Annotated in this window: 21 protein-coding genes and 1 pseudogene; 12 read left to right on the top strand and 10 right to left on the bottom strand. The window is 70.4% G+C overall.

Annotation, left to right across the window (positions count from 1 at the left end; genetic code table 11):
- Positions 1 to 52 precede the first annotated feature (52 nt).
- Positions 53 to 1,099 carry a class I SAM-dependent methyltransferase gene (locus tag H4W81_RS43280; RefSeq protein WP_192780095.1) on the top strand — a complete coding sequence of 349 codons (1,047 nt, stop codon included), beginning with the start codon at positions 53 to 55 and terminating at the stop codon, positions 1,097 to 1,099.
- A 196-nt stretch (positions 1,100 to 1,295) separates the two neighbouring features.
- On the opposite strand, the gene H4W81_RS43275 is transcribed toward H4W81_RS43280, so the two are convergent.
- The 3 genes from H4W81_RS43275 to H4W81_RS43265 are packed head-to-tail and all read right to left on the bottom strand — an operon-like array spanning position 1,296 to position 5,300.
- Entirely contained in the window at positions 1,296 to 3,884 is a 2,589-nt protein-coding gene (locus tag H4W81_RS43275; RefSeq protein WP_192780094.1) for a helix-turn-helix transcriptional regulator, read from the bottom strand.
- Between the two features lie 10 nt (positions 3,885 to 3,894).
- Entirely contained in the window at positions 3,895 to 4,707 is an 813-nt protein-coding gene (locus H4W81_RS43270; protein WP_192780093.1) for an NAD(P)H-binding protein, read from the bottom strand.
- Complete coding sequence (locus tag H4W81_RS43265; protein ID WP_192780092.1) at positions 4,704 to 5,300, bottom strand: DsbA family protein; 597 nt, start codon at positions 5,298 to 5,300, stop codon at positions 4,704 to 4,706. Before H4W81_RS43265 ends, H4W81_RS43270 begins: the two co-directional genes overlap by 4 nt.
- A gap of 125 nt (positions 5,301 to 5,425) precedes the next feature.
- Between H4W81_RS43265 and H4W81_RS43260 the strand changes: the two genes are divergently transcribed.
- The gene (locus tag H4W81_RS43260) at positions 5,426 to 6,505 is read left to right on the top strand and encodes an SDR family oxidoreductase (protein ID WP_192780091.1); all 1,080 of its coding nucleotides are present in this window, start codon (positions 5,426 to 5,428) and stop codon (positions 6,503 to 6,505) included.
- 304 nt (positions 6,506 to 6,809) lie between these two features.
- Positions 6,810 to 7,187, top strand: coding sequence for an STAS domain-containing protein (locus H4W81_RS43255; protein ID WP_192780090.1), 378 nt, complete (start codon positions 6,810 to 6,812; stop codon positions 7,185 to 7,187).
- 336 nt (positions 7,188 to 7,523) lie between these two features.
- Here the strand turns inward: H4W81_RS43255 and H4W81_RS43250 are convergent, their stop codons facing one another.
- Positions 7,524 to 8,228: an NAD(P)-dependent oxidoreductase gene (locus tag H4W81_RS43250; protein ID WP_192780089.1), complete on the bottom strand. Its 705-nt coding sequence runs from the start codon at positions 8,226 to 8,228 to the stop codon at positions 7,524 to 7,526.
- A 90-nt stretch (positions 8,229 to 8,318) separates the two neighbouring features.
- On the opposite strand from H4W81_RS43250, the gene H4W81_RS43245 reads away from it, so the two are divergent.
- On the top strand, positions 8,319 to 8,945 hold the full coding sequence (locus H4W81_RS43245) for a TetR/AcrR family transcriptional regulator (RefSeq protein WP_192780088.1): 627 nt from the start codon (positions 8,319 to 8,321) through the stop codon (positions 8,943 to 8,945).
- A 148-nt stretch (positions 8,946 to 9,093) separates the two neighbouring features.
- Here H4W81_RS43245 and H4W81_RS43240 read toward each other — a convergent pair whose 3' ends face one another.
- The gene (locus H4W81_RS43240; RefSeq protein WP_192780087.1) at positions 9,094 to 9,585 is read right to left on the bottom strand and encodes a hypothetical protein; all 492 of its coding nucleotides are present in this window, start codon (positions 9,583 to 9,585) and stop codon (positions 9,094 to 9,096) included.
- Between the two features lie 131 nt (positions 9,586 to 9,716).
- Positions 9,717 to 10,442, bottom strand: coding sequence for a GbsR/MarR family transcriptional regulator (locus H4W81_RS43235; RefSeq protein WP_192780086.1), 726 nt, complete (start codon positions 10,440 to 10,442; stop codon positions 9,717 to 9,719).
- Between the two features lie 265 nt (positions 10,443 to 10,707).
- Between H4W81_RS43235 and H4W81_RS43230 the strand changes: the two genes are divergently transcribed.
- Positions 10,708 to 11,691, top strand: a complete 984-nt coding sequence (locus H4W81_RS43230; RefSeq protein WP_192780085.1) for a hypothetical protein — start codon at positions 10,708 to 10,710, stop codon at positions 11,689 to 11,691.
- A gap of 63 nt (positions 11,692 to 11,754) precedes the next feature.
- A pseudogene (locus tag H4W81_RS43225) lies at positions 11,755 to 11,883 on the top strand (ATP-binding cassette domain-containing protein); the annotation flags it as partial.
- Between the two features lie 49 nt (positions 11,884 to 11,932).
- Here H4W81_RS43225 and helR read toward each other — a convergent pair.
- The 3 genes from helR to H4W81_RS43210 all read right to left on the bottom strand — a co-directional run bounded on the left by helR (position 11,933) and on the right by H4W81_RS43210 (position 16,890).
- Complete coding sequence (helR, locus tag H4W81_RS43220; RefSeq protein WP_192780084.1) at positions 11,933 to 14,080, bottom strand: RNA polymerase recycling motor ATPase HelR; 2,148 nt, start codon at positions 14,078 to 14,080, stop codon at positions 11,933 to 11,935.
- Positions 14,081 to 14,230: 150 nt separating this feature from the next.
- A complete protein-coding gene (locus H4W81_RS49065) occupies positions 14,231 to 15,472 on the bottom strand; it encodes a glycosyltransferase (RefSeq protein ID WP_192780083.1) in 1,242 nt (413 codons plus the stop codon).
- A gap of 212 nt (positions 15,473 to 15,684) precedes the next feature.
- On the bottom strand, positions 15,685 to 16,890 hold the full coding sequence (locus tag H4W81_RS43210; protein WP_192780082.1) for an MFS transporter: 1,206 nt from the start codon (positions 16,888 to 16,890) through the stop codon (positions 15,685 to 15,687).
- A gap of 123 nt (positions 16,891 to 17,013) precedes the next feature.
- Here H4W81_RS43210 and H4W81_RS43205 point away from each other — a divergent pair, with 123 nt between their 5' ends.
- From H4W81_RS43205 to H4W81_RS43195, 3 genes are all read left to right on the top strand, one after another.
- The gene (locus H4W81_RS43205; protein ID WP_318782439.1) at positions 17,014 to 17,934 is read left to right on the top strand and encodes a GlxA family transcriptional regulator; all 921 of its coding nucleotides are present in this window, start codon (positions 17,014 to 17,016) and stop codon (positions 17,932 to 17,934) included.
- Between the two features lie 451 nt (positions 17,935 to 18,385).
- Positions 18,386 to 19,168, top strand: a complete 783-nt coding sequence (locus H4W81_RS43200; RefSeq protein ID WP_192780080.1) for a DUF899 domain-containing protein — start codon at positions 18,386 to 18,388, stop codon at positions 19,166 to 19,168.
- A gap of 263 nt (positions 19,169 to 19,431) precedes the next feature.
- Positions 19,432 to 19,599: a transposase gene (locus H4W81_RS43195; protein ID WP_225959065.1), complete on the top strand. Its 168-nt coding sequence runs from the start codon at positions 19,432 to 19,434 to the stop codon at positions 19,597 to 19,599.
- On the opposite strand, the gene H4W81_RS43190 is transcribed toward H4W81_RS43195, so the two are convergent.
- Positions 19,590 to 20,138 carry a GNAT family N-acetyltransferase gene (locus H4W81_RS43190; RefSeq protein ID WP_192780079.1) on the bottom strand — a complete coding sequence of 183 codons (549 nt, stop codon included), beginning with the start codon at positions 20,136 to 20,138 and terminating at the stop codon, positions 19,590 to 19,592. The genes H4W81_RS43195 and H4W81_RS43190 overlap by 10 nt on opposite strands.
- Before the next feature lie 204 nt (positions 20,139 to 20,342).
- Between H4W81_RS43190 and trpM the strand changes: the two genes are divergently transcribed.
- The 3 genes from trpM to trpA all read left to right on the top strand — a co-directional run bounded on the left by trpM (position 20,343) and on the right by trpA (position 22,754).
- Entirely contained in the window at positions 20,343 to 20,507 is a 165-nt protein-coding gene (trpM, locus tag H4W81_RS50280) for a tryptophan biosynthesis modulator TrpM (RefSeq protein WP_386324324.1), read from the top strand.
- A 193-nt stretch (positions 20,508 to 20,700) separates the two neighbouring features.
- The gene (gene trpB / locus H4W81_RS43185; protein ID WP_192780078.1) at positions 20,701 to 21,942 is read left to right on the top strand and encodes a tryptophan synthase subunit beta; all 1,242 of its coding nucleotides are present in this window, start codon (positions 20,701 to 20,703) and stop codon (positions 21,940 to 21,942) included.
- Complete coding sequence (trpA, locus tag H4W81_RS43180; RefSeq protein ID WP_192780077.1) at positions 21,939 to 22,754, top strand: tryptophan synthase subunit alpha; 816 nt, start codon at positions 21,939 to 21,941, stop codon at positions 22,752 to 22,754. The genes trpB and trpA overlap by 4 nt, the downstream gene beginning before the upstream one ends.
- The last annotated feature ends 101 nt before the right edge of the window (positions 22,755 to 22,855 follow it).

Below are 22,855 nucleotides of genomic sequence, written 5' to 3'. Positions count from 1 at the left end.
CGACCCTTGTTGTGACCGGCACCAGCCGGTTCGACAGGGAAGGAGACCAGAGATGGACCACGAGAAGGTGAACGAGTTCCTGGGCCGGTTCGTGACCGACCTGGCAGCGACCGAAGCCGCCGGCTCCGTCGTGATCGGCCAGCGGCTCGGCCTCTATCGCACCCTCGCGGAGGGCCCCGCGACGCCCGAGCAGTTCGCCGAGCGCACCGGGTGCCACCCGCGCTACCTCACCGAGTGGCTGCGCGGACAGGCCGCCGGTGGATACGTCAGCTACGAACCGGAGACCGGCCGGTTCTCACTGACCGAGGAGCAGGCGTTCTGCCTGGCCGACCCTAACGGTCCCAACGTGCCGGCGGCGTTCCTCATCGCTCTGGGAATGCTGCGCGCGGAACCGCGAATCACCGAGGCGTTCCGTACCGGTGCAGGCGTCGGCTGGCACGAGCACGACGAGGACGTTTTCGTCGGGTGCGACGCGTTCTTCCGGCCCGGCTACGTGGCCGAGCTGATCCCGAGCTGGATCCCGGCGTTGGACGGGGTCGACGAGAAACTCACGGCCGGGGCTCGGGTCGCCGACGTCGGCTGCGGTCTCGGCTCGTCGTCGCTGCTCCTCGCCGAGGCGTACCCGCGTACCACGGTCGTCGGCTCCGACTACCACGCCGATTCGATCGCGCTGGCGCGCAAGGGGGCCGCGGAGTCCGGGCTCGCCGACCGGGTCAGCTTCGAGGTGGCCACCGCGCAGACCTTCACCGGGACGGGCTACGACCTGGTGACGATGTTCGACTGCCTGCATGACATGGGCGACCCGCTCGGGGCCGCCCGGCGGGTGCGGGAAGCGCTGGCTCCGGACGGCACGTGGCTTCTGGTGGAGCCGTTCGCCTCCGACAAGGTCGAGGATAACTTCAACCCGGTGGGGCGGCTGTACTACAGCGCCTCCACGTTCCTCTGCGTGCCCAACGGTCTCTCCCAGCCGGGCGGGTACGCGTTGGGCGCGCAGGCCGGTGAGGCGGCGATCCGCGAGGTGATCACAGACGCCGGCTTCACCCGACTCCGACGGGCCGCGCAGACTCCGTTCAACGTGGTCTACGAGATCCGGCCGTGAGAAGGTGTGCGCACGTGGGCGGTTGACCGCGCGGAAGACGCTCATCATCGGCTCGGTCATCATCGGACTGCTCGCCTGGCCGGGTCCCGCCCAGCTCGGTCAGGCCGGCGCGCCGCCCGAACGGTTGTCTGCGATGGCGACGCAGCGTGGCGTCCCGGTGGTAACGGCGGAGAAAACAACGTCAACGCAGCATGCGTCACAGTCTCAGGGAGGCGAGCTCCGCCCTGGTCTTGACGCCCAGCTTGGGATACGCCTTGTACAGGTGGTAGCCGACAGTGCGCGGGCTCACGAACAGCCGCTCGGCGATCTCCCGGTTGCTCAGCCCGGTGGCCGCCAGCCGTACGCTCTGGAGTTCCTGCGGTGTGAGCCGGTCAGCGAGGTCGGTCACGTGGTCACGCACCAGGCGGGTCTCCCCCGTGGCGCGCAGTTCGCCGCGGGCGCGCTCGGCCCAGGGACGCGCGCCAAGCCGCTCGAACGTCTCGGCGGCGCCGCGCAGGTGTCTGCGCGCGTCGCTGGTCCGCCGGTCCCGCCGCAGCCGCTCGCCGTACAGCAGCTCTGTCCGCGCCTGGTCGAAGGGGTAAGTCGGCATCTGTACGGCTTGCGCGAATGTGTCGATGTCGTCGGCGAGCAGTGCCTGGCAGCGCAGCGCGATGGCCGCGGCCCACGGCTGCCCGACCCGATCGGCCCACGCCGAGAACAGCCGCACCGCGGAAGCGGCGCGTTGCGGCCGCCCCAGCCGTACCGCGGCCTCGACCAGGATCGGCAGGTGGCCCATGACGCCCATGGGGCGCGATCCGGACACCACCGCCTCCATCCGGTCCAGGGCCGCCTCGTAACGTCCGAGGCCCAGGTCGAGCAGGCTCAGCGCGACGGCCGCGTGCACCGCGCTCGGGGCCAGGTCTCGCTCGATCGCCTCGGCCGTCAACTCGCGGCAGCGTTCCTCGTCGCCTTCGATGGCGGCCAGCTCGGCCAGGGCCGCCGACAGCTCGATGCGCGGCATGCGCTGGCAGGTGTCGGCGGCGATCTGCAGCCCATCGGCCAGAGTGGCGCGCGCGTCGGTGTAGCGGCCGGTGAAGAGCAGGGTCCGCGCCAGGATCGTCTGTACGGCCGGCAGCACGCCGAGCGCGCCCCGGGCCCTGCACTCCCGCTCCAGGCTCCCGGCCAGGCGCATCGCGCCCTCGATGTCGCCGATGACGAGGTGCAACCGGGCGAACAGCAGGCGATCCTGCACATCGGACTCCGGCGGCCGGGCCAGCAACTCCTTCAGCGTCTCGATGCCGCCGTCGTCCAGCCGGTTGGTGGCGAGCGCCGCCGTGGCCAGCCGGTGCACGTCCGACCCCTCCGCCGCGCAGGCGGCGATCCGCTTGAGCGCCTCGAAGTCGTTGGCACGCCAGGCCGCCCGCGCGGCGCTGCGCAACAAGGGCGGCAGCTCCGCCGGCGTGACGGTCGCGGCCGACTCGAACAGCAGCACATGCGCTTCCTCGGTCCGCCCGAGCCCGTCGGCGATGACCGCCCTGAGCGCGGCCGCCTCTGCCGAGTTCCCGGCCTGCTCGACCAGGTGACCGGCCCGCTCGAACTGACCCGCGTCGGCGGCCGCGCGCGCCGCGGCGAGCCGCCGGCGCTCCCGCACGCCCGGGTCCGGGGTGAGGGCGGCGGCACGTTCGTAGGCGGCGGCCACGGCCGCGTACCCGCCACGCTCTCTGGCCCGCTGCGCCGTGCTCTCCAACGCTGCGGCGACCTGCTCGTCGGGGCCCGTCGCCGCGGCTGCCAGGTGCCACGCACGCCGGTCGCCGTCGAGGACCTCCGCGAGCGCGCGGTGCGCCTCGATCCTGCGGCTCGCCGTGGCCCCCTGGTAGGCGGCGCTCCTCATCAGCGGGTGGCCGAAGACCAGTCGCTCGCCTTCGAACCGCAGCAACCCGGCGGCCTCCGCCGGATCCAGGTCGGGTAGCCCCGCGCCCAACCGCTCGGCGGCCCGCAGAACGGTGGCCGGCTCGCCGGTGTCGTCGGCCGCCGCGACCAGCAGCACGGTCCGCGTCGCCGCCGGCAGCGCGCGGATCCTGTCGTCGAAGGTCTGCAGGATCCTGTGCTGCACGGGCACGAGCCCCATCGACAGCATGCCGGTGCCCTGCTCACGGCGCGCTTCGGCCAGCACCCGCAACGCCAGCGGGTTGCCGTGCGCCTCGACCAGCACCTCCTCGCGCACGTGCGGCGCCAGGTCGCCGACCAGCGCGGCCGCCGCCTCGTCGGCCAGGCCGTCCAGGCGCAGCTCGGGCAGCCCGGTCGCGGGGAAGTCCGGCGCGTACGGCGCGCGGACCGCGAACATCATCACCACGCCCTCGGCCCGCAGCCGCCGCGCGGCGAACAGCAGGGCGTCGGCCGAGGCGGTGTCGAGCCACTGGGCGTCGTCGACCAGGCACAGGAGCGGGGCCTCCTCGGCCAGCAGGCTGAGCACCGCCAGGCCGATCAGGAAGGTGTCGCCGTTGGCCTCCCCCACCCCCAGCGCGCCCCTGAGCGCGTCGGCCTGCCGTACCGGGAGATCGTCGAGGCGGTCGAGGAGGCCGCCGACGAGCATGCTGAGCCCCGCGTAGGGCAGCTCGCTCTCCGCCTCGACACCGGTCGTCCGCAGCACGCGCATGCCGTCCGCCCGGCTCGCGGTGTGGTCGAGCAGCGCGGTCTTGCCGATGCCCGCCTCACCGCGGACGACCAGCGCCCCGCTCGTGCCCTGGCGAGCGGCGGCGAGCAGGGCGTCGATCGTCGCCGTCTCCTTCGCCCGCCCCCGCAGCATGTCTCAAAGGCTACCCCCAGTGATCAGCGGCCCATTCGCGGTAGGTTCTGGCCGGGCGTCCGGTGAGTTCCTCGACCGCGCCGGTGACCGGCTCCGGCTCCGGGAGCCCGCTCGCCATCTTGCCGACCAGCCCTGCGGCCAGCTCGGGCCCGAAGACGGCCTCGTACTGGCGCCTGACCTCCGCCAAGGACGCCTCCTGGAAGCGCACCTCGCGCCCGATCACCTCGGAGATGGCGGCCACCCGCTCGGGCGCGGTCAGCGCCTGCGGCCCGGTCAGCACGTAGGTCGCCCCTTCGTGCCCGTCGCCGGTCAGCACGCGCACGCCCGCCGCCGCCACGTCGGCCTCGTCGATGTGGGACCGCGCCCACCCGGCGAACGGCTCACGCACGACACCGTCGCGCTGGATGCCGTCCGCCCACTTGAGGTCGTTGGCCGCCAGGCCGGTGATCCGCAGGAAGGTCCAGTCGGCGCCGGACTCGCGGACCAGCCGTTCGATCTCGCCGTGGGAGGCGTTGATCGGATCGGCCTCTCCCGCCGCCGCGGAGGAGAAGTACACGACGTGTCTGCCCGCCAGCCTCTTCACCGTCTCGGGCGCGGCGTGGTCGGCCTGGAGTGTCGGCCAGACGAGGAAGACCTTCTCCACGCCCTCCAGCGCCGCGTCCAGCGAGCCAGGCGCGGCCAGATCGCCTTCGACGACCTCGACCGGCAGCCGCGCCCGGCCCGCGTCGCGGGCCAGCGCTCGCACCTCGGTCACTCCCGCTTCCACCAGCTGCTTGACGACCTGCCCACCCACCCGGCCGGTCGCCCCTGTCACCAGAATCATGAAATCTCTCCGTAGAACGTCTCTTCGGACTGCGCGCCGGACAGCGTGCGCCCGTTGATCTTGGAGATCGGCACGCCTCTGATCCCGGACGTGCGCACCAGCTCCAGCTCCGCCCTGGTCGCCTCCGCGCCGTCGTCGGTCCACGCCACCCCGACCTCGGCGGCCAGCTTCCGCAACGTGTCGCTGTCGGCCAGGTTGAGCCCATCGGCGAAGTAGGCGCGGAACAGCCGGTCCGCCATCTCCTCGGCTCGCCCCTGCGCGGCGGCGACCCTGATCAGCCGGTGCGCTTCGAACGTGTTGGCGAGCACCGCCTTGCCGTAGTCGTAGACCACCCCTTCCCGCGCTCCGAGCGCGGTCATGCGGGCGGTCGACTCCCCCGCCGACGGACCGAAGACCCGCTTGTGCACCTCTTCGAGAGGCTCGGCCCGCGCCGGGTCGTCCGGCGCGTCGGGAGCGATCTGGAAGGGATGGAAGACCACCTCCGCCTCGCCGCCCTTGGCGCGCGCCCGTGCCAGCGCCCTGCGCAACCGGTCCCATGCGAGGTAGGAGGCGCCGCACGCGATGTCCATGGTCATCTCAATCCGTGAAGTCATGTCCTCGACGGTAGGAGCGGCCCAAGCCACCCAACATCAGTCGATCGACTGGTCGTGCCTGGTCGCCGGCACACCAGTCGATCGACTGATGTTGGGGTCATGGGCGCGACCGTAGCGTCGGCGTCATGAACGAGACGATTCTGGTGACCGGGGCCACCGGTCACACCGGTGGACATGTGGTACGGCAACTGCACGAGCGCGGCGGGGTGACGGTCAAGGCACTGAGCAGGAACCCGGAGCAGGCGGCGGTCCCCGACGGGGTGCGGGTGGTCAAGGGGGACCTGGGTGATCCCGGCTCTCTTGACGAGGCGCTGGAAGGAGTCGACAAGATCTTCCTGGTGTGGCCGACGATGTTCACCGAGCACTCGCGGAACCTGGTGATCCCGAAGCTGGCGGCACAGGCGCGCAGGATCGTCTATCTGTCGGCGGCCGGTGCGGAGACCCACGACGATGCCGACAACGCCTCACACGGCCGGATCGAGCGGCTGATCAGGGAACACGCCAAGGAATGGACGTTCCTGCGGTCCGGCGGGCACATGAGCAACGACCTCGGGACTCCCGTGCCCACGGACGGCGTGGTCCGCGGGCCGTTCCTGAGCTGGGCGCGGTCGCAGATACATCCCAAGGACCTGGCGGCGGTGGGAGTGCACGCGCTGCTCACCGACGACCTGCTGAACACGGCCACGCCGATGCTGACCGGCGAGGAGCTCATGACCGGGGCCGAACGGATCAGGGCCGTGGGCGAGCTGGTCGGCAGGCCGGTGACGAAGGTGGAGGAGATCCCGCCGGAGCAGGCCAGGGAGTGGTTCCTCGCGTGGGTGCCGCCGGAGGACGTGGACTCCGTCGTGGAGACCATGATGGAGGTCGCCGCCCGGCCCGAGCCGGTGGTCCCGGCGATCCGGGAGATCCTCGGACGGCCGGCCACGTCCTATCGGGAGTGGCTACTCGACCACCTGCCCGCGTTCGTGGAGCCGACGGCCGAAGGGGTGGGGCTGGCCTTCGTCAGTCTGGCCAACAGGGGCGAGACTGACGCGATCACCCGGCACCTGCTGACTTCGGGGCAGGTGAGCGGGCCCGTCGAGGGGCCGTACCTGCAGGCGGGCGGCGACCGCTTCGCCGTACGGTTCACCGCCGACTCCACGATCGGTGTCTACACCGTGCGCGACGGGCGGATCGTCAGTGAGGAGAGGTTCTCTGCACGGTGAGGTAGAGCGGGCACGATGGTCAATCAGGCGGCCGGCTTTATCGAAGGCTCGACAACCCGGCCGCTCCGGTAATGATCTGCATTGCCAGCACCCTCATTGCACGGACGCCAGCGCTTCGGTAGACCCTTCACTCATCAGCAACGGTACGAGCCCCCATCGAGCTGCCGCTGGAATACCGCAGCCGGCCGGTTGGCGAGGTTCTTGCCGGGGATTTGCCTTGCCGAGAGGGACGCGGCTCCCGCGGTTGTGGTGAGCTAACCGAACATTTCGGGCATTCCATTGCGTAGGTCTGTGGAGGTGGGTGATGCAGCACCTGAAGCCGACGGGCACAGGCCAGGACGACCGCGTGGTCGTCTCTCCGCGCGGGGAGATCGACATGGCGACCGTCGACCAGCTGCGTGCCGAGCTGGTGCGGGCCCTGGCTGACCGCGTAGGGGTGGCGCCCGTCCTCGAGATAGACATGAGCCAGGTGTCCTTCATGGACTGTTCGGGGTTGGGCGTGCTGGTGTCGTTCAAGCAGAGCCTCCAGCGCAAGGGTGGCGACCTTGGCCTGACCAACGTGCCGGCCCGGGTGGATCGGCTGCTGGACTGCCTGGGCTTCGATCACCTGCTGGAGGCCGCACCGGGCATCAGCCGTCAGTCGGCGCCGAGCTCGACGAACAGCGCCCCGGTCTCGGAGTGAGGTTCGCCGCCACGAGCCCCGATCTCGCCAGGTCGTGACCCACAGGGCGGCGGCGAGGGCCAGCACGAGCACGGCAGCGGCCGCGTGCAGCCATGCGCCGCACGTCGGAGGAGTCGCCGGACCCGGTCACCCGGACCAGGACACCGGTCACGATTCACCACGCTGGTCGCCAACGCTGCGGCGCCAGCCCCTCGCAGGGCATTGCGTTCGAAGCTGACTCGCATGGTGAGCCACTGGAAAGAGTCGCCATGCACGGGAGATGTCGGCCGCGATTCGCAGGAGGCGCAGGCGACCACACTCGTGTGCCGGATGCAGGCTCATGATGCCTGCGCGCCCTCACGCGCTGCCGCTGCCGATGCGGAGCGCTTCCTTCAGGAACACGCGGTAGACGCTCGGCGTGCCCTCGGTGGTGATGACCTCGATGATGGAGCGGACGTTGCGGTCTTCGACGGCCTCGCGGATGAGCGCGTCCGCCAGGTCGCGACGTGAGGTGAACCTGCCGATCATCTGCGGCGGGCCCACGGTGTAGTCGGTGACCGCGCCGCCGTCGAACAGTCCCGAAGGACGGATGACGGTCCAGTCGAGGTCGGTGCGGGCCACGATCTTTTCCATACGGCCGGCATCCTCGTACAGCGGACGCCCCATCCTGAGGAGTAGTGGGATGATCACCTTGCGATAGACGAGGGTCTCGCCGGGCGGAGGTTTCATCGGCACGCCGGTCGAGGTGACGCACACCAGCCGCCGGATGCGGTGCGCGGCCATGGCCTCGATGATGTTCGTGGCGGACTCGGAGAACATGGTGGTGTTCTCGGAGCCGTAGGGCACACCGAGCGTCGAGATCACCGCGTCATGTCCGGCCACCGCCCGATCCACCGCCTCGGAGTCCAGGGCGTCCGCCTTCGCGACGTCCAGCGCGGGATCGTTGATGGGAAACGCCTCCGGATGCCGAGTGACGGCGGTGACGGTGTGGCCCTCGGTGAGCGCCTGGGCGGTGGCGAGTCGCCCTGTCGGGCCGTTGGCCCCGAAGATCACAAGCTTCACGTGCTTGCCTCCCACTAGCTTTGCGTTGTGGCGTCTGGGCTTTGACGCATCCTATATTCATTATAAGTAGCGTAAACCACATGGGGGATCATGAGCGAGGAACAGGGGCAGCGTCGCTACGATTCGCTCCGCCGTACCACCCAGGCTCTGGAGACCCGTGCCGAGATCGCCCGCGCCGCCCGCAGGCTCTTCCTCGCACGGGGGTGGGCGCAGACGACGGTGCGTGACGTGGCACGCGAGGCCGGTGTGTCCGTGCCGACGGTGTACTCGACGTACGGGAACAAGATCGGGCTGACCAGGGCCCTGGCGGATTCGGCGGATTTGAGCGGTGACGCGCCGCAGATGCTGGCCGAGTTGGAAGACCCCGCGGCGGATCCGGCGCGGCAGCTGAGCGCGATGGCCGGCTTCGACCGCCGGCTGTACGAGCGTGCGGGCGACATCATCGTGCTCCTGCGGGAAGCCGGCCGCACCGAGCCGGACCTGGCCACGGTGTACGGCGACGGCCGCCGCCGCGCCGACGAGACCCGCGTCCAGGTGTTCTCCTCCTGGCCGGGCGGGGTTCTGCGCGCCGGGCTGGACGTGGAGACCGCCGTCGACGTCTACGCGGCCATCTGCAACATCGACGTCTACACCACGCTCACCGTCGAGCGCGGGTGGTCACCCGATCGCGTCGAACGATGGTGGGGCGATGTCCTGGCTCGTGAGCTGCTGGGCTGAGATCTCAAGCTCGCCGCCTGGCCTTGGCCCCGGTTCGGGCAGGAGCGGAGACAAGTCTTCGAAAGCGCCGCCGACACCTGCCGTGGCCACTGCGCCACGGCAGGCCTGCCGTACCCAGCAGACGCTGGGCGAACGTCCGCGACCTGCGTCAGCTCACGCAGTCCTGCGTGCCGAGGGCGAGCGACAGCCCTTCGAGCCTGCCCTTGTCGGCGAAGAAGGTGTAATGAGCCTTGGGGTTGCCCGGCACAGAGACGTGCGGGTTCAGCCCGCGCGGCGTCCTCACCTTCGGGTAGGCCGCCTTGACCTGCTTCATCGTGGAACCGATCCCGACGCCCTCGGGCGTTTTCATGCCCTTCGCGGCGAAGATGACGGCCACGCCCCGCCTCTTGGAGATGTAGAGCCCAACGCTGTCCTTGCCGGTGGGGTAGGCCTTCAGGTCCCAGCCGGAGCAGCCGCTGTCCTTGTCACCCCATTTGAGGGCGACCTTCCCTGTCGCCTTCGCCTGCTTGAAGCTCATCCCGAGCTTGACCTTGCCGTAGCCGTAGGGGCCCAGGGCGGGTTTGACGGTCTGGGCGAGCGCGGGCGTGCCAGCGATGAGCAGCGCCCCGCCGGCCAGAGCCGCGACGAGCATCTTCTTCATGGCGCTCTTCCTTGTGGTCGCGTGCCGTACCCCTGGTTGGAGTGTCACGACCCGGCGAAAGTTCAGTTTGATCTCAGGCCTACCGAAGAGAGGTGACCGGTTCCGATTCCGACGGCCATCGCCGCGCTGTGCTAGCCGTGTGCGGTGCGCTTCGCGGCATAGGCCTGCCGCCACTCCTCGGCCGCCTGGATCATGGCCTGACCGACGTGCTCGAAGAAGTGGCCGATGTCTTGCATGCGGGTACCGGCGGGTGTGGTCGCGCCGAGGATCTGGGCGCCTTGGCGGGCGAAGTCGGCCAGCATGGTGTTCTGACGGGCGCTGGCCATCCAGCCGCGGAACCAGGCGTCGGCGTCGATGACGTACCGGTCGCGCCGCCGGCGGGGGTCGCGTTCGCGCCTGATGAGCTCCTGCTGTTCGAGTTCGCCGACGGCCTTGGAGATGGAGGCGGGGCTGACCTGGAGGCGCCGGACGAGCTCGGCGGCGGTCAGGCTGCCGCTGTCGGTGACGTACAGGCAGGTGAGCACCCGGGCCGTCATCCGCGGCAGACCCGTGCCGACCATCATCGCGGTGAACTGTTCCTCCAGCTCGTGGACTGCCTCGGGGTCGCGCCCGTGTGCGTCAGTGACGGTCGGTGGGGGCGGGGTCGGGGTCGGCTTGCGGCGGCGAGTGCGCCCTTGGGTCGCCTGCTGTGCCTGGTCGGCGCGGTAGCCGCCGGGGCCGCCGTTGCGGGCCACCTCCCGGGTGATGGTGGAGATGGGCCTGTCCAGGCGGCCGGCGATCTCGGTGTAGGTGAGTCCCCCGGCCAGTCCCTCGGCGATCTTCTGCCGGTCCTGATGGGTCAGTCTGCCTCCGGGCATCGGTCTCGCCTCCGTGTCACGTCTTCTGGTGTGGCCAGTATTGCGTTCGCAGACACCTCATTGCAAACGAGTCGGGGCTGGATTTGCATTCACCTTCACCATCATTGCAAGACTTGATGGGAGTTGGCCAGCAGTTCAGCGTCTATTTCATTTTCTAGATTGCCGAATTTGTGAATGCAAGTTAGCTTTTATTCATTCGCAAACAAGCGGTGTGATCGGAGCCGCCCGAACGCGGGCTGCTCGTCGCCGTGATCGGAGCCCCCTCATGACTTCCTTCCTCACCCCCGTGCGCACCTGGCACCGTCCACTGGTGGTCTGCGCGCTCCTCATGCTGGGCCTCGTGCTGGCCGCCGGTGTCGGGCTCGTGGTGGACGGCCGCACGCTGCTCGATGAGTCGGTGTGGGTCAAGCCGTTGAAGTTCGGCTTCGCCTTCGCCCTGTATGCCGGCACGCTGGCCTGGCTGCTGACCAAGCTGAGCAGGGGAAGGCGTCTGGGTTGGTGGGTCGGCACGGTCTTCGCGCTGGCCGCGATCACCGAGGTCGCCGCCATCACCGTCCAGGCGGCGCGCGGCACCATCAGTCACTTCAACGCGAACCAGAACGATCCGGTCACCCTGGCCCTGGTCCCCATCCTCACCTACGGCGTGATGATCATCCTCATCGCCCAGCTGATCCTGGCGATCGTCGTGCTGATTCAGCGCACCGGCGGACCCGCCCTGAACAGGGCGATCCGCGCCGGGCTTGCGCTGGCCACCTTCGGCATGCTCGTGCCGATCTACTGGATGGTCACCGAGATCCACCCGCGTACGGTGACCGACGCCAACGGCGAGCGCGTTCAGATGTACCAAGGGCACGGCATCGGCGACCCCGACGGCCACGGCATGCCCCTCACCGGCTGGAGCGTGACCGGCGGCGACTTCCGGGTCCCGCACTTCTTCGCCCTGCACGGCATCCAGGCGCTCCTCCTGCTCACCGCCGCCCTGTCCGCCCTCGCCGGCAGGCACGCCTGGCTGCGCGACGAGAAGGTACGCGCCCGCCTGGTCGGCACCGCCGCCGTCGGCTACACCGGGCTGGTCGCGACCGTGACCTGGCAGGCAGGGCGCGGGCAGTCCCTCATCCACCCGGACATGGCGACCCTGAGCGCCGCTGCCGCGGTGCTGCTGGTCACGGCGGCGGCCACCGCATGGGTGATCAACACCGCCGAACGCGCCACCATCGCACCGATCCAGGCTGGGCAGCCCCACCGCTAGATCACCTGGAACCGCCCGACCATCCGCTCAACCCCCTCAAGATCCACTAAATGAGCCACCGGCCTGCGCAAGGCGTACGGCGAGCACCTCGTCCTCGACGGCGTCGACCTGGACATCACGGCAGGCACCATCTTCTCCCTGCTCGGCCCCAACGGCGCCGGCAAGACCACCATGGTGAAGATCCTTTCCAGTCCAGGAACGCCACCAACTCGGCCGGGAGGGGGCGTTCGTCCGGCCGACGTCAGGAGCTGGTGAGGATGACGAGTTGCTGGGTCGCTCGCGTCATCGCGACATAGCGGTCGACCGCTCCTTCGATGCCCTCGCCGAACGCCTCTGGGTCGATGAGGACCACCAGGTCGAACTCGAGCCCCTTCGACAGCTCCGGGGTCAGCGACCGGACGCGGGACGTCTCCCGGAACGTGGGATCGCCGATGACGCAGGCGATCCCGTCGGCATTCTCGGCGAGCCAGGTGTCGAGGATCACGCCCAGATCCGAAGCGGATCCGTGAACCACGGGGACGCCGCCGCTGCGGATGGAGGTCGGCACGTTGGCGTCGGTGAGCACGGCCCGGATGACCGGCTCGGCTTCGGCCATGATTTCTTCCGGCGTCCGGTAGTTGATGCTCAGGGAGGCCAGGTTGATCCGGTCGAGCCCGATCCGCTCGAGCCGTTCCTGCCACGACTCGGTGAACCCGTGCCTGGCCTGGGCACGGTCCCCGACGATGGTGAAGCTCCTGGACGGGCAGCGCAGCAGCAACATCTGCCACTCCGCGTCGGTCAGTTCCTGGGCCTCGTCCACGACGATGTGCGCGAACGGGCCGGCCAGCAGGTCCGGGTCGAGGGTGGGCAGCTCGGACTCGTCGACCAGATTTCGCTGGAGGTCCTCTCGGCGCAGCTGTGTCACGAGGCCTTCGCCGTCGTCGTCGGCCTCGATCAGGTTGTCGACGACCTGGGCCATGCGCTCGCGCTGGGCGGCGAGAGCGGCTTCCTGCCGGCGCTTGCGTCGTGACGCCTCAGGGTCGCCGAGCCGCTGCCGTGCCGCGTCCAGGAGCGGCAGGTCGGACACCGTCCAGGCCTGGGCGTCCGCGCGCTGCAGTTGCCGTACCTCGTCGGGGCTGAGCCAGGGAGCGCACATCCGCAGGTAGGCGGGCACCGTCCACAGGTCTCCGACGAGGTCGGCCGCTTCGATCAGCGGCCACGCGCGGTTGAAGGTCGTGAGCAGTTCCCCGTTCTGCAGCAGCGACTTGCGGAGCAGGGCAGCCGAGGCCTCGCCGTCGTGCTTGTCCATCAGGATCGTGAGCAGCTCCTCCCAGATCTGGTCGCGCGCCTCGTTGTGCGGAGTACCGGGGTCCGGTGCGTCGAACGCCTCGGCCCAGTCTTCGGCGCTCAGCCAGATGTCCTCCCAGTGGGTCGTGACCGTCATCCCCTTGGTGGGCGGGTTCTCGTAGAACCTGACGGCCGGCTCGATCGCCTTCACCAGGTTCGCCGACGACTTCAGGCGAGCCACGTCCGGGTCGGCCTCGATCGCCGCCGCGGCTCCCTCGGCGACGAGGTCGCGCAGCGTGCAGGTCTGCACGCCCTCCTCTCCGAGGCTGGGCAGGACGTCGGCGACGTAGGCCAGGTACGGCTGGTGCGGACCGACGAACAGCACGCCGCCCCTGCGGTGACCGAGGCGCGGGTCGGAGTAGAGGAGGTAGGCGGAGCGGTGCAGCGCGACGACGGTCTTGCCCGTACCCGGACCGCCGTCGACGACGAGAGCGCCGTGGGATCCCGCGCGGATGATGGCGTCCTGGTCGGCCTGGATGGTGCCGAGCACGTCTCGCATCCGGGCCGACCGGTTGCTGCCCAGGCTGGCGATGAAGGCGGACTGGTCGTCGAGCGCGGCGTGCCCGACCAAACCGTCCGAGGTGAACACCTCGTCCCAGTAGTCGCTGATCCGGCCGCGGGTCCAGCGATACCTGCGGCGGCTCGCCAGACCCATCGGGTTGGCGTGGGTGGCTCCGAAGAACGGCTCAGCCGCGGGGGAGCGCCAGTCGAGCAGCAGCCGACGACCCGCGCTGTCGGTGAGGCCAAGCCGTCCCACGTACACGGGCTCGGGGTGGTCCGCGCTGACCATGTGTCCGAGGCACAGGTCCAGACCGAAGCGGCGCAGTGTGCGCAGGCGAGCGGTCAGCCGGTGGATCTCCAGGTCCCGGTCCATCGCCTGCCGGCCTTTGCCGCCGGGCGCCTTGCGCTCGGCGTCGAGGCGGTCGGACAGGTCGGCGATCGACTGCTCCAGGCTCTCCGCGATGGCCGCGAAGTGCTGCTCATCGCCGGCGATCAACGCCGGGTCGGCCTTGGGGGAAAGGTGGTCGGGAAGGTCAAACGCGCTGGTGGTCAGCGGGTTCACGTGATTAGCTCCGATCTGAGGTCGCTTGCACCATTGCGCGCAGCTAGGCGTCTGGACCGGCGTGACGAACCTGGTGGCCGTTGTCGGTTCAGGTCGTCAGGGTTTGCAGGTTCTCGTGTTCTGGGTCCTGGCTCGACGATCCCGCGTGGTTCACGCGGAGACGGGCGGCCTTTCCCGGCTGACCGCGTCGAGCAGCAACCTCGCGGCCACCGTCGCCCCGTCGGTGCGGATCGTGCCGGCCACAGCGGCCGTTCGTGCGCGGGTCTCGGGGGTCAGGGCCGTGCTGAGCGCGGCCGACAGGGACTCGAAGGTCGGAGTCGGACCGTCGTGTGCCGCGCCGATGCCCAGCTCGGCCACCCGGCCGGCCCAGTACGGCTGGTCCGCCGCCTGGGGTACCACCACCTGAGGCGCGCCGGCCCGGACGGCCGTCGTCGTCGTGCCCGCGCCGCCGTGGTGCACCACGGCGGCCACCCGGCCGAACAGCGCCTGCTGGTTGACCTCGCCGACGACGAAACAGTCGTCCCCGTCGTCGATCAGGGCCAGGTCGGCCCAGCCGCGGGCGACGAGCGCGCGGCGGCCCTGCGCGCGGATCGCCTCGATGGCCACCTGGGCGGCGTCCGTCGATGCGCGCATGGGCATGCTGCCGAAGCCCACGTACACCGGTGGTGTGCCGGCGTCCAGGAACGCCATCAACTCGGTCGGGAGTGGGCGAACGTCGGGCAGGATCCACGCGCCGGTCTGGACGACGTCGAGATCCGGCGTCTCCTGCCACGGGTCCAGGGCCGGGTCCGTCGCCAGCCACGGCTGGTCGCCGATGACGTAGTCGCGAACGTTGTCCACCGGAGGCAGGCCGATCGACGCCCGGTTGGTGTTGAGCGCCGCACCGAACAGCGCACTGATGCTCTGGGCGTCCAGGTCCCACAGCACCCGGTTGTCGGTCACGTCCGGCGGGAACGGCCGGCCCTGATACGCCAGCGGCGGACGGTGCGGCGACGGCAGGGTGAGCTGCTGGAAGGTCACGGACACGGAGCGGATGCCCAGTTTCTCGGCCACCGACCGCGCGCCGGCCGCGGCAGGCATCATGCCGGTCGCCACCAGCACGTCACATCCCTCGGCCGCCGCCATGACCGCGTCGAACTGGCTGGCGATCACCTCGGCCGCGCGCCGGGGCAGGTCCGCCGACGACGGCGGCGGCGCCGCGGTCGTCAGCGCGCGCGCCGACTGGCCGACCGGCACCATCGGCACGCCGACACCGGCCAACCGCTGCGCGAAGTCCTCGTCCGGCGGCGCGCACACCCGCACCCCCGCGCCGAGTTCCCGCAACCGCACCGCGAGTCCCACCAACGGTTCGACGTCCCCGCGCGACCCATACGTCGACAACAACACACGCACTTGGCAACTCCATTTCCGCAGGTTCTGGCCTCGGCCGACGATTCTGCGGCACGACCGGGGTCTTGCCGCAAGCCCCCCGGTGCGCTATACGTTGAGAGTGGAAAGGAGCGGGCACTCCCCTTTCCCCTCGAATCTGCGCACCCAGCTCCGGAGGCCTCTCCGCGATCGCACTTCTACCTGCGCCTTCTATCGCCGGTCCAGACGATGACCAACTACGTCAACAAGCTGGCCGAGACCGAGATCGACTGGCCTCCGGCCTCCTGAGGTTCCCGGTCCAGCCGCCTGACCGGCTTGATCAACAGCAGCGCCGCCACCACGCCGACCGCCACCAGGGCCGACCCCAGCATGAAGGCGCGCGGTTCGACCAGCGCGGTGACCGGACCGGCCAGCGCCTGCCCGACTGCCATGCCCGCGACCGACCCGGCCACCTGGTAGGCGTTGACCCGGTTCAGCACGTCCGGCGCTACCTGCGTCTGCACGCTGGTCGACCACATCACCGACCAGAACGCCCACGCGCACCCCCCGAGCAGGTGCCCGGCCATCAGCAGCGGCAGCGGCAGCCCGAGCGCGACCGTCAGCGGCACCGCCACGTACCCGCTCAGCGCCACCGCCCCGGCCGCCAGCGGCCTGCGCGGCCTGAGCCTGATCGCCACCAGCCCGCCCAGCACAGTGCCGAGGCCGAGCGCCGCCATCACCCAGCCGTAGTCGGCTCCGATGACCTGCGACGACAGCGGCACGTACGGTCCGACCACCAGAACGCCCCAGAACACCCAGACCAGGATGACCGACCACATCCAGCTCCTGGCCTTGAACTCCTCCCAGCCCCTGCGCAGGTCGCTCAGCACGTTGGAGGGCTCCGGCCTTGGTACGGTGACCCGGACCAGCAGCAGGCACACCCCGCTGACCAGGAACGTCGCGGCGTCCACCGTGTAGACGAAGACCGGCCCGGCGACGACGATGAGGACTCCAGCCAGTGCGGGACCCGCCAGATGGGTGACCGCCTCGGCGATCTTCAGCGTCGCGTTGGCCCGCTGCGGATCTTTGGCGACCAGGGGGACCATGCCGTTGACGCCCGGTTCGAACATCCCGGCGGCCGTGCCCGACAAGAACGCCATCACCAGCAACAGGGCGTACGGCGGAGCACCATCCAGGAAGGCGACAGCCACGACCCCCTGGGTGACGACCCTGACCACGTCCGCGCCGATCATCAAGCGCCGGGCGCCGATCCGGTCGGCGACAACCCCGCCGAACAACATGACCAGCACAGCCGACGCGGTCCAGAGCGCGAGCACGTAGCCGACGCCCGCGATCCCATAGACTTTCCCGATCGCCAGCGCCGAGGCGACGGGCATCATCGCGTCACCGAGCAGCGAGATCGTGCGGGCCCCGAAGTAAAGGGTGAAGCTCCTCGTCCACATGAGCCCCAATTCTGGATTTTTCCAGATCAGAGCACCGGTGTCCCAAATGACATCATTGGGTACATTTGCGCCATGCCCCTGGATTGCCCGGAAACGCCCCCGACGCCCCCCAGTCCGCATCGCGTGGTCGCCTTGGTCGCCCCGAACCAGGAGCTCTACCCGGTCACCTCCGCCTCAGCCGTCTTCGGCTACCACGGCCCCGACATCCCCCAGCACTACAGCTTCAGCCTGTGCTCCGAACACCCCGGCTCCCTCCCCACCACCCTCGGCGTCCCCATCCAGGTAGACAGCGGCCTCGAAGCCCTCGACGACGCCGACACCGTGCTCATCGCGGGCTGGACCCTCACCCCCTCGCCCGCCGTACTCCACGCGGTGTCCCAAGCCCATGCCCGAGGCGCCCGCATCGTCGCCGTCTGCGCCGGAATCTTCATCCCCGCCGCCCTGGGCCTCCTGGACGGCCGCCGCGCCTCCGTCCACTGGGAACTCTCCGGCGAACTCGCCGCCCGCCACCCCCGCGTCATCCCCGACGGCACCGTCATCTACGTCGATCACGGCGACGTCGCCACCGCCGGAGCCTCGGCCGCCACCCTCGACCTCTGCCTTCACCAGGTCCTCCAGGAGTACGGCGCGGCCCACGCCATGCGCATCGGCCGCCAGCTCGCCGCCGGTCCGCACCGCGAGGGCTGCCAGCGCCAGTACCCTCCCCTCCCCACCACCGGCCCCATGCCAGACTCCCTGGCCCCTCTGCTCGAATGGCTCCTCTCGCGCCTGTCCGACCAGATCACCGTCGAGGACATGGCCGCCTACTCGGGCGTCTCCCCCCGCACCCTCACCCGCCAGTTCGCCGACCAGCTCGGCGTCCCACCCGCCCGCTGGCTGCTGGAACGCCGCCTGGCCGCCACCCGCGCCCTGCTGGAGGAGACCGACCTGCCCGTCGAGACCATCGCCACCCGCGTCGGCCTCTCCTCGGCGGTCAACCTCCGCCGCCGCTTCCACACCGCCCTGCGCACCACCCCGGCCGCCTACCGCCGCTCCTTCCGCTGAAGGTCCCGGGCGGTTCCGCCGCGATCACGACCAATTGCGTCAGGAGCTCTTAGAGCTCTAACCGGCTGTCCAAGAACGCGGGCGGAGGTCTCGCGCTGGCAGCACGATCGCGCGGGCACCTCCGGCCGGTCAAGACGTCCTGGACCGGCCTGGCCCATCGCGCGCAGCAGCAGATCGACGCTCATGCCAGGCGCTCGGGCAGGTGTTGAAAGGACGGGCCTCGACGAGCGCTGAGCTGGCTCGATGCTCTCCAGAGCCCGGAGAATGTCCGGTTGCTGGCCTCGCCAGGCGCTCCTCCGTAGGTAAGGCCCTGCCGTGCTTGGTCCTTGCCCCTGCGGGATTCGCTGACCGATGAGTATTGCCGCCATGCCGGGTCTACAGCACGTCGAAATGGTTGGATCGAGACAGCAGGAGATTGATTGCGGCAGTGTCAGACACCACGGAGGACACCATGACGACCACTCCGAACGATCCGACCACCGCGCTGCCCGGCCGCCCGCCCGTCGTCGACCTGGCCACCTGGCAGGCCGCCCGTGACGAGCTCCTGGTCCGCGAGAAGGCCCACACCCGCGAGGGCGACGCCCTCGCCGCGGCCCGCCGCCGGCTGCCGATGGTGGAGCTCGACGGGACGGTCGAGGTCGTCGGACCCTACGGCCCGGTCCCGTTCCTGGACCTGTTCCAGGGCCGCGACGAGCTCGTGGTCTACAAGCACATGTGGTACGACGGCGCGCCGCACCAGGGGCAGTGCGAGGGCTGCACCACCACGGCCTGGCACCTGAAGGACGCCGTCTACCTCAACGCCCGCGGCGTCTCGTTCGCCATCCTGACCACGGGCCGTTGGGACGAGGTGGCCGCCTACGTCGAGTTCATGGGCTACACCCAGCCCTGGTACTCGGTGCGCGACGTGGACGCGCCGGTCGGCGGCAGCATGGGTTACATCACCTGCTTCCTGCGCGACGGCGACCGCGTGTTCCTCACCTACTCCACGACGGGCCGTGGCAACGAGCCGGTCAACGGGTCCCTCGGCCTGCTCGACATGACGCCCTACGGCCGCGGCGAGGCGTGGGAGGACAACCCCGAGGGCTGGCCCGAGGGGCGCCGCCCGTGCTGGTTCTGGCGCTCGGACGCGGACGGGAACGCCACCTGGGGCCCGACCAGCCGCCCCGTGCCGCAGTGGACCCGCCCCGGCGCGACCCCCGTGGAGACCCTCGGCCGGCACGGCCAGCACCACTGACGCGCCTTCGCCGACGGCGCCGGCAAAGGTGTTAGGTGCCGGGCGGAACCTCCGGACGATGCGAGGGTCCGCCCGCGCGCTCGGTCGGTGGGCGGTTCGCCCGGGAGGCGAAGGGCTCCTGGTAGGAGAGGGGCTGTCTAGGCTTGCCAGTCCTACCAGGAGTCCGGGTGCACGTATCGTCCAAGTGCCAGTACTCGCCATGCCCTGCTCATGGCCAGGGTGGTGATCGTCGCTCGCGGCGGCACTTCTACCCCGGTTCGACGATGACCGACGGGCAGTGGGCGCTGCTGGCGCCGCTGCTCCCGGCCGCGGGGAGCACCGGCGGGCGCGGGGGCAGGCCCGAGAAGTGGGATCGGCGCCTGGTCCTGGACGCGATCTTCTACCTGATCGACGCTCAGAGCGTCAAGACCTCCGCCAAAGATCAGAGGTAGGCCTTCGAGGCCGGCTTCCAGTCCTGGACGAGGAGCCCGAGCAGCACCTCGTCCAGGAACTCGCCCAGCACCCAGGCCGAGGAGCGCAGCACGCCCTCGCGGACGAAGCCGTTGCGCTCGGCGGAGCGCAGCATCGCGGCGTTGTCCGCCAGCGTCTCGATCTGCAGCCGCTGCAGGCCGCGCACGACGAAACCGTAGTGGCACAACACCGCGACCACGTCGGTGCCGTAGCCCTTGCCGCGGGCCGACGGCAGCAGCCCCAGCCCGATGTGCGCGGACCGGTTGTGGTTGTCGATGCCCCACAGCGTCGCGGTGCCGACCAGCGTGCCGCCGTCCAGCTCCACCACCGAGAACGGGACGTGCCCTTGCTCCTTGTCGTCCACCACGAGCCGCGGATCCTTCGAGCCGGGTGTGATCGGCCGCCACGGCCCGCCTTCGGCCCGCGAGCCGTTGACCACGTCGTCGTAGAGCTCGGCCCGCAGGATCGGAATGTCGTCCTCGTGCCGGGCCCTGAGCCCGACCTTGTTACCGCTTAGCATGCAAGCTTCCTACCCGACCGGGCTGTCCGGCGGCAAACCAAGCCCATCCTGACTGGTGCGCGCGTCGATCGTCGACGTCGACCAGGTGCCCCAGCTGGACTACTACCGGGCCATCCCCGGCGACGTCCTCACCGCGCCCGCCTCGCCCCCACCCACTACCAGGACTGGCTCAAGAGCAACCGCTGACTCCGGTAGGCTGCGGACATGTCCGTCGCCGCCCGTCTCGCTCCTGGTTGCCGCCCTCGCGGCTGCCGGGCGCCTGCGCGGCGGGTGCACGGCCGGCGGGTCCGGTATGCGATCGGCTCCGATCCCGGTCAGGTCAACGGCATGCGATGGCTTCGCGCGCCGCGCATGACGCAGGGCGTCTGAGGAGTTCTCCTCCGCCCGTCCACTGCCTGTGTCCCTGATCCTGCCAGGTCTTCGACGCTTCCAGCGCGTCCGGGCTCGCGGGCGCCGTCGGGTGGTGAGAAGGCGGGAGCCCTGCCCCTCTGCGTGGAGACGCGATCGGTGATCACCGTTGACCTGACGGCCGGGGCACGCGTCCCGGCGGAGGAGCTGTCGCATGTCCAGCACGTTCTTCATCCCGGCCCCCGAAGGCCGCGCCCCAGACGCCGAGGGCTACTTCGGCGCGTTCGGCGGCAAGTTCATCCCGGAGGCGCTCGTCGCCGCGGTGGACGAGGTCGCCGACGAGTACGAGAAGGCCAAGGCCGATCCGCAGTTCACCGCCGAGTTCGGGGCGCTGCTCGTCGACTACACCGGGCGGCCGAGCGCCCTGACCGAGGTGCCCCGGTTCGCCGAGCACGCCGGCGGCGTCCGGATGTTCCTCAAACGCGAGGATCTGAACCACACCGGCTCCCACAAGATCACGAACGTCCTCGGGCAGGTCCTGCTCGCCCGGCGGATGGGCAAGCCGCGGGTGATCGCCGAAACGGGCGCCGGGTCGCACGGCGTAGCGACGGCCACCGCCTGCGCCCTGTTCGGCCTCGAATGCATCGTCTACATGGGCGAGGTCGACATGGAGCGCCAGGCGCTGAACGTCGCCCGGATGCGGATGCTCGGCACGAAGGTCGTCCCGGTGACGTCCGGATCCCGCACCCTGAAGGACGCCATCAACGAGGCGTTCCGGGACTGGGTCGCCAACGTCGAGTCCACGCACTACCTGTTCGGCACCGCGGCGGGTCCGCATCCGTTCCCGGCCATGGTCCGCGACTTCCAGCGCGTCATCGGCGTCGAGGCCCGCCACCAGCTCCTGGACCGCACCGGACGCCTGCCCGACGCGGCGATCGCGTGCGTCGGCGGCGGATCCAACGCCCTCGGCCTGTTCCACGCCTTCCTGCCCGACGCCGGTGTGCGACTGGTCGGCTGCGAGGCCGCCGGGCACGGCGTCGAATCCGGCAAGCACGCGGCGACGCTGTCGGCGGGCGAGCCGGGCATCCTGCACGGCTCGCGCTCCTACGTGCTCCAGGACGAGGAGGGCCAGATCACCGAGCCGCACTCGATCTCCGCCGGCCTGGACTACCCGGGCATCGGCCCCGAGCACGCCCACCTCAACGATCTCGGGCGCGCCGAATACGTCCCGGTCACCGACGACCAGGCGATGCGGGCGTTCCGGCTCCTGTCGCGCACCGAGGGGATCATCCCGGCGATCGAGAGCGCCCATGCCCTCGCCGGAGCCCTCGAAGTCGGCAGGGAACTCGGCCGGGACGGTCTCATCCTGGTCAACCTGTCCGGCCGCGGCGACAAGGACATGGACACCGCCGCCCGCTACTTCGGGCTGTACGACACCGACGGGGAGTCCAAGTGAGCGGCAACCTCCAGCTGTTGAACGACACCCTCGCCAGCATCAGGGCCGAGGGCCGGGCCGCGCTCATCGCCTACCTCCCGGCCGGTTTCCCGACCGTTGACGGCGGCGTTGCGGCGATCAAGACGGTCCTGGACTCCGGCGCCGACATCGTCGAGGTCGGGCTGCCGCACAGCGACCCGGTCCTGGACGGCCCCGTCATCCAGACCGCCGACGACCTCGCCCTGCGCGGCGGCCTCAAGATCGCCGACGTCATCCGCACCGTCCGCGAGGCCCACGCCGCCACGGGCAAGCCCGTCCTGGTCATGTCGTACTGGAACCCGATCGCCCGCTACGGCATCGAGCGTTTCGCCACCGAACTCGCCGACGCGGGCGGGGCGGGCTGCATCCTGTCCGACCTGCCCGTCCAGGAATCCGCGACGTGGCGCGACCACGCCGGCAAGCAGGGCCTGGCGACCGTCTTCGTCGTCGCGCCCAGCACCAGGGACGAACGGCTGAGGCGGATCACCGCCGCCGGTTCCGGTTTCGTCTACGCCGCCTCGACCATGGGCGTCACCGGCGTCCGTGAGACCGACGGCGCTTCGGCCGCCGATCTCGTGCGGCGGACCAGGGCGACGACCGATCTGCCGGTCTGCGTCGGCATCGGCGTGTCCACCCCCGACCAGGCCGCCGAGGTGGCGGGCTTCGCCGACGGCGTGGCCGTCGGCACCGCTTTCGTCCAAGCCCTCCTCGACGCCCCCGACGAGACCACCGGCCTGGCGTCCCTGCGCGCCCTCACCACCGCACTGGCCCGGGGCGTCCGCGGGGGAAGGTAGCGGCGGCACGGTCATGACCGCGAGAACGGGGGAGACCTCCGTCTTCCCCGTTCATCGGCCGGTCAGGTCATGTAGGCGGTGGATGAGCCGGAGCGCCGCCG

This window comes from Nonomuraea africana (assembly GCF_014873535.1).
GTDB lineage: Bacteria > Actinomycetota > Actinomycetes > Streptosporangiales > Streptosporangiaceae > Nonomuraea > Nonomuraea africana.
This window is presented reverse-complemented; position numbering and strand designations above follow the sequence as displayed.

Coding starts and splice junctions, on each gene's coding strand:
- H4W81_RS43280 (WP_192780095.1), top strand. CDS start 53: ATGGACCACGAGAAGGTGAACGAGTTCCTGGGCCGGTTCGTGACCGAC.
- H4W81_RS43275 (WP_192780094.1), bottom strand. CDS start 3,884: ATGCTGCGGGGGCGGGCGAAGGAGACGGCGACGATCGACGCCCTGCTC.
- H4W81_RS43270 (WP_192780093.1), bottom strand. CDS start 4,707: ATGATTCTGGTGACAGGGGCGACCGGCCGGGTGGGTGGGCAGGTCGTC.
- H4W81_RS43265 (WP_192780092.1), bottom strand. CDS start 5,300: ATGACTTCACGGATTGAGATGACCATGGACATCGCGTGCGGCGCCTCC.
- H4W81_RS43260 (WP_192780091.1), top strand. CDS start 5,426: ATGAACGAGACGATTCTGGTGACCGGGGCCACCGGTCACACCGGTGGA.
- H4W81_RS43255 (WP_192780090.1), top strand. CDS start 6,810: ATGCAGCACCTGAAGCCGACGGGCACAGGCCAGGACGACCGCGTGGTC.
- H4W81_RS43245 (WP_192780088.1), top strand. CDS start 8,319: ATGAGCGAGGAACAGGGGCAGCGTCGCTACGATTCGCTCCGCCGTACC.
- H4W81_RS43240 (WP_192780087.1), bottom strand. CDS start 9,585: ATGAAGAAGATGCTCGTCGCGGCTCTGGCCGGCGGGGCGCTGCTCATC.
- H4W81_RS43235 (WP_192780086.1), bottom strand. CDS start 10,442: ATGCCCGGAGGCAGACTGACCCATCAGGACCGGCAGAAGATCGCCGAG.
- H4W81_RS43230 (WP_192780085.1), top strand. CDS start 10,708: ATGACTTCCTTCCTCACCCCCGTGCGCACCTGGCACCGTCCACTGGTG.
- H4W81_RS43210 (WP_192780082.1), bottom strand. CDS start 16,890: ATGTGGACGAGGAGCTTCACCCTTTACTTCGGGGCCCGCACGATCTCG.
- H4W81_RS43200 (WP_192780080.1), top strand. CDS start 18,386: ATGACGACCACTCCGAACGATCCGACCACCGCGCTGCCCGGCCGCCCG.
- H4W81_RS43195 (WP_225959065.1), top strand. CDS start 19,432: ATGACCGACGGGCAGTGGGCGCTGCTGGCGCCGCTGCTCCCGGCCGCG.
- H4W81_RS43190 (WP_192780079.1), bottom strand. CDS start 20,138: ATGCTAAGCGGTAACAAGGTCGGGCTCAGGGCCCGGCACGAGGACGAC.
- trpM (WP_386324324.1), top strand. CDS start 20,343: ATGTCCGTCGCCGCCCGTCTCGCTCCTGGTTGCCGCCCTCGCGGCTGC.
- trpB (WP_192780078.1), top strand. CDS start 20,701: ATGTCCAGCACGTTCTTCATCCCGGCCCCCGAAGGCCGCGCCCCAGAC.